The organism is Nitrosomonas sp. (assembly GCF_043753625.1).
Taxonomy (GTDB): Bacteria; Pseudomonadota; Gammaproteobacteria; order Burkholderiales; family Nitrosomonadaceae; genus Nitrosomonas.
This window is the reverse complement of sequence record NZ_JAYUWI010000149.1, coordinates 1-9,047: the sequence shown is the minus strand read 5'-3', so window position 1 is coordinate 9,047 and position 9,047 is coordinate 1. Positions and strand designations below refer to the sequence as shown.

Here is a 9,047-nt window from a genome sequence, read left to right as displayed (position 1 = left end):
GGCAAAGAAATTTCGCCCTGGTTGATTGAAGAATGCAGCTGTTTCATAGCGTTCATTAAATAAATTTTCAATACGTCCTTGCAGGCGCCAATGTTTGTGCGTGCTGATTACGCCTTCAAATCCGCGTATGCATGCCTGATCAATATTGGCGGGTGCGAAGGTATTGGCGTCAAAAGCAATCAAATGAAGAATATGGGTTTCATAAACGTTCAACGACCAATTTCCCCAATCTGCTTTGCCACGCGTACCGAATTCGTAGCTGCGCGAGTCTTCCGGACGCAAATTCGGGTTACTAAAGCCGGGGAAATACAGTTCATTAAATGTGGGGGCTTTAAAAGCGCTACCGAAATTGGCCCGCAGGCGAATATTCTCAGTGAGCGGATAACCCCAGCCAGCACCGCCGGTCACTCGGCTGCCAAATTGCTGGTTATCATCGTGTCGCAGAGATAATAGAATATCATGTTTAGCGACAGTTGACTTATGAAACCAAAGACACTTTGACTCCAACGTATATATTACGCGCCGCTTTGGGTGTTTCGAGGTATCAACAATTAACGCGAACATAGCCTTAGAATTAGATAGTTTTTCAACAGCCTGTTAAAGCTATCGCTGAAGTCAGCAACACTGTTGCTTCCGTAATTTCTACCAATGCACCTGCTGTATCACCCGTTGTTCCGGCAATGCGATGAAGCATTAGATGACGTAATAACAAGAACGTAACCACTGCAGTCAGTGATAATAATAAATACTGAATATCAGTGAGCAGAAACATTAAAGCAAATGTTGTAACGACGATAAATATACTCCACCAGCGTGGCTGGTGAACTGCTAGTGATGTACCCAATCCATTGCTTCTAACATAGGGGGTGGTTAAAAACAGGAGTGGTAATAAGGTTCTGGCAAGGGTGATAGCCAGTAGCACAGTAATCCATTCATTGGCAATCGCTAGGCTATAAAGTGCGACAAATTTTAGTAATAGGATCAATACGATCGCTGTCACACCCGCCGGACCACAATTGGGATCTTTCATGATCGCAAGTGTTCTTGTTCGATCTCCCATTCCACCAATCCAAGCATCTGCACTGTCCGCCAGACCGTCCAGGTGTAATCCGCCGGTTATTAATACCCAAGTAGCCACCAGTAATGCTGCGGTTATTAGCGGCGGAGAGCCGCTCAATAACCAACCCAGTCCGATGAGTATTAATCCAATGATGAAACCGACGAGCGGATAAAACAATAGGGAATTTCCAAGATCTTTTTCGTTCGGTTGAGAGACCAATCGCACAGGCAATCTGGTCAGAAACTGCATCGAGATGAGAAAGGGCTTGATCATACCTGTGAATCGGAAAGAATTTTTGTTTGGGAATACTCTTTAAGTTCTATGGAGACATGCTTCATTTCAGCATGGTTCACTTCAAATTCCAGTAAACGTTCAATCGGATGCTGCTGAATATGGCAGATAATGATTCGGATTACGCCACTATGCGTAATAAGTAAAATCTTTTGCCCGGAAAATTGTTGTTGTATAGCAGACCAGGCTGACAAAACGCGAGTCTCGAAATCTAGCAAATGTTCGCCATTCGGAGGGGGGTAGTTCAGGGGGTTATGCCAAAAAAGCGATAAAGTATCGGGATCCGTTTCCATCAATTGCGCGGCGGATTGATCTTCCCAATCACCAAAATGTATTTCCTGGATAAGTGCATTTTGTTTCACCGGAATGGCGTATTGCTGCCCCAAGGCTTGTGCAAAATCAGCGCAGCGCGCTAAAGGGGAAGTAATAATGTGCTGCCACTGCCGCGGCTTGTTTTCAATAGCATTCCACATTTGTGTCCAACCAAGTTGTGTCAGTGGATGATTCGTACTGCCACAATACCGATGACTATTTTCGGTTTCGCCATGTCTAAGAAGATCAATGAAAGTTGTCACGACTTAGTGGAAATTAGTTTTTCTGCGAAACTTGTGCTTCAGAAAAAGTGACCATTTCATTGTGCAACTTACAGGCCATGCGCAATAGATTGAGTGCAACAGCCGCACCACTCCCCTCACCCAAGCGCATGTTCAAAGCAATGAGTGGCTCGGCATCGAGCGCTTTGAGAATCATGCTGTGCCCCAGTTCTGCAGATTGGTGTGAATAGAAGAACCATTCTTTGCAACCTGGAAAAATATGCTCTGCGGCCAGTGCTGCAACACTACTGATAAATCCATCGATCAGCATCGGTAGCCCTACTTGCGCCCCATGAATATAAGCGCCTGTCAGCGCAGCGATTTCAAACCCGCCCATACGGCGCAGCGCATCCAAAGGAGAATGGATATGCGCATGATGCGTGGCCAAAGCCCGTGAAATCACATTGATTTTGTGGGTAATGCCATGACTATCAAGACCGGTACCGGAACCCGTCAGCAACATGGGTGGCTCATTGAGTAGGATACAAGCCAAAGCGGTGGCGCTGGTGGTGTTGCCAATCCCCATTTCTCCACCAATAAACAATTGGTTGTTATTTTTTTGCGCCTGCTCAATGATATCAAAACCAGCATTCAGTGCTTGATTCAGTTGATCTTCAGTCATTGCAGGTCCATGGATAAAATTGGCCGTACCAGGTCCCAGGTGATAATGCTTTACACCTGTTAATGACCGCGTATCCTGCGCTGTTCCCAGATTAATGATTTCCAGGGAAGCATTCAAAGCGCGCGCCAACACATTGATTGCGCCACCGCCACGCGCAAAGTTCCTGATCATCTCGCTGGTTACTGACTGAGGAAATGCTGAGATTCCCTCCACAGCAACGCCATGATCACCGGCAAATATGGCGATGTGCACCTGATCAACACAAGGCTGTGCGGTATTTTGCAAAGTAGCCAGTTGGACAGCAATTTCTTCAAGGCGACCGAGCGAACCCGGTGGTTTGGTAAGTTGTGCTTGACGTGTTTTTGCTATCTGGGTCATTTCCAGATTGGGAATGGCTAATGGTGCTTCCAGCCAACTCAGCACACTTTTCCGGGTCACACACGTTCTCCTTTTAGCATTACCGGTAATCCGGCAACGGTTAGAACCACCTGATCACAATGTTGTGCGATTTCCTGATGCAATTTACCGGCTTCATCACAATAGCGACGACTTAGTTCACCCATCGGAGTGACTCCCATGTTCGTTTCATTGCTGACTAGAATGAGCCTCCCCGTCAGATGGGGTAGTACTTTGAGGAATGCAGATCGTTCAGTATCAAATCTTAATGTGTTTGAATGAATGAGTAAATTTGTCAACCACAGTGTCAGGCAATCAATCAATACACAGTGATCGGCTTTTGTATACTGATTCAGTACAGAGGCCAATTCCAAAGGTTCTTCGATGACTTGCCAATGATCAGGGCGTCGCACTCGATGTGCAGCAATACGTTCACGCATTTCTTCGTCTCCAATGGTTGCCGTGGCAATATAAGTAACCGGAAATTGGCTCTCCGTGGCCAAACGTTCAGCCAGTCGGCTTTTGCCTGAACGAACGCCGCCGAGTATCAAAGTCTTGGTGTCTAACATGACGTATTTGGCTTTACATTGAGCAATCGATACAACTGTGCGGTATCCAGATACTCATCAACGCAATCCGCTAATCGATTAATCGCAGTATCACACGTTGCATGATAATCAGGTGCTGGGGCTTGATCATCCAGTCCGGCCCAAGTGAGTAATTCACTACAGGCTGTGGAAGACTCAAAAATGCCATGTAAATAGGTGCCCAGTATCAATTCATCTTCACTGATTGCACCATCATCATTATCTGTCAGATGAATGGCGGGTTGATAGCATCTGTGATAGGTGGTGATACCTGCATGGATCTCATAACCAGTCACCGCGGCATCATTAAAGGAAAGTGTTCCTTGCGTATTGCGTAGTAGCTTATCTGATTGTAAAGTCGTTTCCATATCAAAGAAAGCAAATCCTTGCGCACTACCGGCAATACCTTCTACGCCATGGGGATCATGAATAAGTTTTCCCAGCATTTGGAAGCCGCCACAGATGCCTATCAGTTTTCCACCGTAGCGTAAATGTCGACGGATAGCAGATTCCCAGCCCTGCTCGCGCAACCAATCCAGATCAGCGCACACGCTTTTTGAGCCCGGCAAAATGATCAAATCGGCAGGCGGAATGGTTTCTCCGGGTCCAATAAATTGTAAATTGACCTGTGAGTGTAAGCGCAGTGGGTCAAAATCCGTATGATTGCTGATACGTGGCAAAGCAGGAACAATCACTCGAAAATTTTTCTGTTCTGATGGTAAAGAAAAAGAAGTTGTCTGAGGCAAAGCATCTTCCGCCTCGAGGTGCAAGCCCTGCAGGTAAGGCAACACACCTAATACCGGCTTGCCAGTGTATTGTTCCAGCCAATCCAATCCCGATTGAAGTAATGCCATATCCCCCCGAAAGCGATTGATAACGAAACCCTGAATACGCGCCTGTTCACTTTCGCTTAATAATGCCAGCGTGCCTACCAGATGAGCAAAAACACCACCACGATCAATATCGGCGATGAGAATGACCGGACAATCGACGGCTTCTGCAAAACCCATATTGGCAATATCATTAGCACGCAAATTGATTTCAGCCGGTGAACCGGCACCTTCAACAATAAGCGTATTATATTGTTCAGTCAGTCGCGTATACGATTCAAGCACTGCTTTAAGTGCGATGGTTTTATAATCGTGAAAACCACAGGCATCCATATTGGCAATAGCATGACCGTGAATGATGATTTGCGCATTTTTATCGGTATTGGGTTTGAGGAGCACCGGATTCATGTCGGTATGTGGCGCCAATCCCGCTGCCAGTGCTTGAACGGCTTGTGCACGACCGATTTCTCCGCCATCGACAGTGACGACACTGTTAAGTGCCATATTTTGCGGTTTGAAAGGCGCAACACGAACACGCTGGCGTGCCAGCCAACGACATAGTGCCGTCACCAGCATACTTTTTCCCGCGTCCGATGTGGTGCCTTGGATCATCAAGGTTTGAGTATTCATGGCGACTGCTCCGTTAAATTGGGAATTTTGCGATTGATTTGCGTTAGCGCCATATCTAGTCGCTGCCAATCCGATTCATGCGCCGGCAAACCAAAGCGCAAACTGGGCGGATCATTCAGATAACGAACTAAAATACCTTGAGATGCCAATTCCTCATATAGATCAGAAGCATGACGTGAAACTATCCATTGAAAAAGCCCGCAGCCTCCTGCAGGAGACAATTGATGTTGTGTCAGCAAAGTTTTCAAGCGATTACTGGCAATCAAAAGATTTCTTCGCGTTGATTCTTGCCACATGGCATCTTGTAGCGCCTAAGCAGCCACCCAACGTGCGGGAGTATTAACAGTCCAAGGCCCAAGCAAGTTATTTAGTTGATTCAGCAACTGTGATTGTGCACAAACAAAGCCCACACGCGCCCCCGCCAAGCCAAAGAATTTCCCCAGTGAACGCAATACGATAAGGCCAGGCGATGCGGTATAGGATGTAATACTCTGTTCAGGTGTCATATCCATAAAGGCTTCATCGACGATTAACCAACCATTACGATCAGCGAGTTGTGCATGCCAGTCGAGTAATTGCTCTGTCGGAAAAACAGTACCTGTTGGGTTATTGGGATGAATGATGATCAGAACATCCGTATGCGGCAAAGCATCATTTATTTGATTGGGAGCGACTGTCGATACCTTATGATTGGCATGCCGCCATACATGCGCATGTTCGGCATAACTTGGGTTAAGTATGCAAACACGAGACGAGTTACGCAATTGGGGGAGAGCCTGGATGGCTGCTTGTGAACCTGCAACCGGCAAGAGCGATGGTGCGCCATAATAATTACATGCTACTTCAATTAATTCATCCTCTTCCTCCGGCAATCGCTGCCATATATTTGCAGGAACGGCTTCAACTTGCCAGCCATTCGGATTAATGCCGGTAGAAAGATCAAGCCAACCCTCCAGCGGAAGCTGGTAATGTTTGGCTGCCGCCCGTAAACGACCCCCATGGTGCAATTTCTCAGGCTGATATAATGGATGTGGCAAACCATTCTCCTGCACCGATGACGACTAACCAAAGTAGCAATGCTCGTTGTATCAGTCCTAATGCCCGTTCAATATCATTTGCATTGGGAATGTGGCCTTCGCCTAAGGTGGGGCGCTGCTCGAGTCTGCCGTGATACCAAGCGGCACCGCCCAATAATACGCCAAGGCTACCCGCACCGGCAGCCATGACGGGCCCAGCATTTGGACTTTTCCAGGTGATGCCTTGTGTTCTCCAGCAAAACAAAGCGCTAGCCATTCGCCCTGTGATGGCATAACTCAATGCGGTTAATCGTGCGGGTATGAAATTCATTACGTCATCCAGTCGTGCAGCGGCCCAACCAAAATGACGATAACGATCTGTGCGATAGCCCCACATGGCATCCAGTGTATTAACCAGCCGATAAGTCACTGCACCTGGCGCTCCGGCAATAATAAACCAGAAAATAGCAGCAAAAATCGCATCATTGCCATTTTCCAATACAGACTCAACCGTGGCCTTGGCTACGCCGCTATGATCAAGCATCATCGTATCTCGGCTGACAAGAAAACTCACGTGTTGACGGGCTTCGGGCAAATTGTCGGCAACCAGACTGTTATGTACCGTTCGGGCATGAGCAATGAGACTATTCCAACCGATGGCGAGGTATAACAATAAGGCTTCAAATACTGGGGGCCATGGTAGAAAGTTGATGATTAATGTGATGGATAAGATCGCTGATAACAATAGCAATAATACCGCACTCAAGCCGCGCATCACTGAATCGGAATAAAGCCATTGTTCAACCGCTTGTGCAATATTGCCAAATCCAACCAATGGATGGTAACGGTGCGCTTCACCCAGCCAGGTATCCAGTAGAAGAGCGGAAAATACAATCAGAGTTATGGTCATACGATTAAATGGGCGTTCATTCCGGCATCTCAGCGTTATTCCAGGTATTGTGAAACACAAATTCCTGTATGGGTTGCTCTGTCGTCCAATTTTCCTGTACCAGCATCGGCACTGGGTAAAACGCATCGACATGACCAAGACACAGAATCGCTACGGGTTTACTACCTACGGGCATCACCAGCAAACGAGCAAGTGCTTCAGGCTCAAACATTGACACCCACCCCAGCCCTAATCCTTCAGCGCGTGCTGCTAGCCACAGATTCTGAATTGCGCAGGCAACTGAGGCTAAATCCATTTCAGGTAGGGTGCGACGACCAAAAATATATTTTTCACGTCCATTCGTCAGGGCTGCAACGAATAGTTCACCACAAGCCCGGATTCCTTCCACTTTCAGACGCATGAATTTCTCACCTCGTTGGCCCAATGCGACCGCGGTACGTGCGCGTTCCTCGTCTACCAAGGTTGCAATGGCAGATCGCAGTTTAGAATCTGTTATGCGTATAAATCGCCAGGGTTGCATTAAACCTACACTGGGCGCTTGGTGTGCTGCTGCCAGTAAGCGTTTGAGCATGGCTGGATCAACTGGGTCAGGGCGGAAGTGGCGCATATCACGGCGTTCTACAATGACCCGATAAATTGCCGCGCGTTCTGATTCACTAAAACGATGATCATTGCTCATGGCAAGAACAATCCTGCGGCCACAGCCGGATTTGATGGAAAATACCAGTGAATGTATGAAGCAGTCAGCCTTCCTATGCAAAATAATGGTTCAGGTCGCAATCCTTTTCGCGTCGGCTGAGTCAGTGTTGAGGGTTCAATAGAGGTTTCAAGTTGTGAATGATGGAAAGTGTGGCCGCGTAATTCGCTATTTGGAAATGTCGCAGAATGGAGGCCCAAGTTAACAAGATGATTTTTTATCGTTACATGACCTGGGAGTATATTAACCATGGCAGCTTGTTGCCCGCTGATATTCATTAGTGTTGTTAGCAAATAAATCATACCGCCACATTCGGCAACTATGGGTTTGCCAGCTGCGTGATGGTCACGAATTCCCTCACGAATGATGTGATTGGATTCTAGCTTGTCCAGATGTAATTCAGGGTAACCACCGGGTAGATATAGGCTATCCACCTGGGGCAACATGTCATTCTTCAGCGGCGAGAAAAATACTAATTTTGCGCCCATAGCTTGGAGCAGATTCAGGTTGGCATGATAAACAAAAGAAAATGCAGTATCTAATGCTATCGCAATGCTTACATCTTTAAGTGTTTGTGGCAATTCACCCGAGACAATGTCAGGCGGTGTAAAGGCAGTCGGTGGTGGTAATACATTCAGTGCTGTTTGAGATAAATTGTTGGCAAGGTTATCCAGGTGTTGATCGAGATTAATAATTTCCTCCCCTTGAACCAGGCCCAGATGACGACTAGGTAATCGGACGTTTTGATAACGAGACAATGCGCCAAGCCAGGGCAAATCATGCGATAAACTTTCCTGTAACATTTCTATATGGGATGAACTCGCAGCCTGGTTGGCAAATACACCGGCAAAACTGAGTCCTGTCCGATAAGTTGCCAGTCCATGTGCCACAGCACCAAAAGTTTGCGCCATGGCTGCCACATCAATTACTGCCAGTATCGGAATGTTGAATTGCGCAGCGAGATCAGCGCTGGATGGTTCTCCATCATAGAGTCCCATGACGCCTTCAATCAGAATTAAATCAGCTGTAGCCGCCGCCTGATATAAAAGTTGTTGGCAGTGTGCTTGACCACCCATCCATAAATCCAGTTGATAAACCGGATTGCCGGATGCCCTATCCAGGATCATTGGGTCAAGAAAATCAGGGCCTATTTTGAAAATATGAACACATCGACCCTGATTACGATGCAGCCTTGCTAATGCGGCAGTAATAGTTGTTTTTCCCTGACCAGAAGCAGGCGCGGAAATCAGTAGTGTAGGGAAGTGTATTGTATTCGGCATGGTTATAGGTTGGATTCTTACACTTTATCTTTCCATCCATGGCGTTATCCCGCAGTGGTGTTGCGTGGATTGAATTGCTGAATAATCAACGTGAAGAGCGTATGCATCACCACGGCGATGCCCAAATAAAAAACG

General features: G+C 47.0%; 11 protein-coding genes. All 11 read right to left on the bottom strand.

What is annotated here, in order from left to right; genetic code table 11:
* Positions 1-564: TonB-dependent receptor domain-containing protein (locus ACH10T_RS12610; RefSeq protein ID WP_394809615.1), on the bottom strand; the 564-nt coding region annotated here is incomplete at its 3' end.
* Positions 565-586: 22 nt separating this feature from the next.
* Positions 587-1,333, bottom strand: coding sequence for an adenosylcobinamide-GDP ribazoletransferase (locus ACH10T_RS12605; protein WP_394809614.1), 747 nt, complete (start codon positions 1,331-1,333; stop codon positions 587-589).
* Complete coding sequence (cobC, locus tag ACH10T_RS12600; protein ID WP_394809613.1) at positions 1,330-1,926, bottom strand: alpha-ribazole phosphatase family protein; 597 nt, start codon at positions 1,924-1,926, stop codon at positions 1,330-1,332. Before cobC ends, ACH10T_RS12605 begins: the two co-directional genes overlap by 4 nt.
* 13 nt (positions 1,927-1,939) lie before the next feature.
* Complete coding sequence (cobT, locus tag ACH10T_RS12595) at positions 1,940-3,004, bottom strand: nicotinate-nucleotide--dimethylbenzimidazole phosphoribosyltransferase (RefSeq protein WP_394809612.1); 1,065 nt, start codon at positions 3,002-3,004, stop codon at positions 1,940-1,942.
* Positions 3,001-3,531, bottom strand: coding sequence for a bifunctional adenosylcobinamide kinase/adenosylcobinamide-phosphate guanylyltransferase (gene cobU, locus ACH10T_RS12590; protein ID WP_394809611.1), 531 nt, complete (start codon positions 3,529-3,531; stop codon positions 3,001-3,003). Before cobU ends, cobT begins: the two co-directional genes overlap by 4 nt.
* Positions 3,525-5,009 (bottom strand): cobyric acid synthase, encoded by a 1,485-nt coding sequence (locus tag ACH10T_RS12585; protein ID WP_394809610.1) that lies wholly within the window; start codon positions 5,007-5,009, stop codon positions 3,525-3,527. The genes cobU and ACH10T_RS12585 overlap by 7 nt, the downstream gene beginning before the upstream one ends.
* Positions 5,006-5,275 carry a hypothetical protein gene (locus ACH10T_RS12580; protein WP_394809609.1) on the bottom strand — a complete coding sequence of 90 codons (270 nt, stop codon included), beginning with the start codon at positions 5,273-5,275 and terminating at the stop codon, positions 5,006-5,008. Before ACH10T_RS12580 ends, ACH10T_RS12585 begins: the two co-directional genes overlap by 4 nt.
* A 45-nt stretch (positions 5,276-5,320) precedes the next feature.
* On the bottom strand, positions 5,321-6,046 hold the full coding sequence (locus tag ACH10T_RS12575) for a threonine-phosphate decarboxylase (RefSeq protein ID WP_394809608.1): 726 nt from the start codon (positions 6,044-6,046) through the stop codon (positions 5,321-5,323).
* Positions 6,021-6,935, bottom strand: coding sequence for an adenosylcobinamide-phosphate synthase CbiB (gene cbiB / locus ACH10T_RS12570; RefSeq protein WP_394809607.1), 915 nt, complete (start codon positions 6,933-6,935; stop codon positions 6,021-6,023). The genes ACH10T_RS12575 and cbiB overlap by 26 nt, the downstream gene beginning before the upstream one ends.
* 16 nt (positions 6,936-6,951) lie before the next feature.
* Positions 6,952-7,614, bottom strand: a complete 663-nt coding sequence (bluB, locus tag ACH10T_RS12565) for a 5,6-dimethylbenzimidazole synthase (RefSeq protein WP_394809606.1) — start codon at positions 7,612-7,614, stop codon at positions 6,952-6,954.
* Positions 7,611-8,912 carry a cobyrinate a,c-diamide synthase gene (locus ACH10T_RS12560; RefSeq protein WP_394809605.1) on the bottom strand — a complete coding sequence of 434 codons (1,302 nt, stop codon included), beginning with the start codon at positions 8,910-8,912 and terminating at the stop codon, positions 7,611-7,613. The genes bluB and ACH10T_RS12560 overlap by 4 nt, the downstream gene beginning before the upstream one ends.
* Positions 8,913-9,047 lie beyond the last annotated feature (135 nt).

Bases quoted from the DNA above. Each gene is read 5' to 3' on its own strand.
- cbiB (WP_394809607.1), bottom strand. From the start codon at position 6,935: ATGACCATAACTCTGATTGTATTTTCCGCTCTTCTACTGGATACCTGG.
- ACH10T_RS12585 (WP_394809610.1), bottom strand. From the start codon at position 5,009: ATGAATACTCAAACCTTGATGATCCAAGGCACCACATCGGACGCGGGA.
- ACH10T_RS12560 (WP_394809605.1), bottom strand. From the start codon at position 8,912: ATGCCGAATACAATACACTTCCCTACACTACTGATTTCCGCGCCTGCT.
- cobU (WP_394809611.1), bottom strand. From the start codon at position 3,531: ATGTTAGACACCAAGACTTTGATACTCGGCGGCGTTCGTTCAGGCAAA.
- ACH10T_RS12605 (WP_394809614.1), bottom strand. From the start codon at position 1,333: ATGATCAAGCCCTTTCTCATCTCGATGCAGTTTCTGACCAGATTGCCT.
- bluB (WP_394809606.1), bottom strand. From the start codon at position 7,614: ATGAGCAATGATCATCGTTTTAGTGAATCAGAACGCGCGGCAATTTAT.